The sequence below is a fragment of the Sutterella massiliensis genome (assembly GCF_016899755.1).
Taxonomy (GTDB): domain Bacteria; phylum Pseudomonadota; class Gammaproteobacteria; order Burkholderiales; family Burkholderiaceae_F; genus Sutterella; species Sutterella massiliensis.
In genome coordinates this window covers 1-254 of record NZ_JACJJC010000477.1, presented here as the reverse complement: position 1 = coordinate 254, position 254 = coordinate 1, and the positions used below count along the sequence as shown (strand labels likewise).

The 254-nt window shown below is 60.6% G+C and carries 1 pseudogene; it reads right to left on the bottom strand.

The window, feature by feature from the left end:
- A pseudogene (locus H6A60_RS13380) lies at positions 1-254 on the bottom strand (hypothetical protein); the annotation flags it as partial.

The window sequence follows — 254 nt, the reverse complement described above, 5'->3', positions numbered from 1 at the left end:
CTTGGCGGCAAAGGCGTTGTAGCGGCGAACCGTCGCCTCGAGCTGCTTGGGATCGATGCCGGCCTTCTTGGCGACTTCTTTAATTGTGTCGCCGCGAACGCAGTAGTCGGTTTCGCCGCCGTTGTCCATGGGCGAGAGGAGCCGCTTGAACTTTTCGCGCGTGTCGCGCATCGTCACGCGGATCGGTTCGTTGAAGAAGAGGAAGGTTTTCCCGTCCTTCTGCTGCAGCGCGGCATCGGAGAGCAGCTTGTACG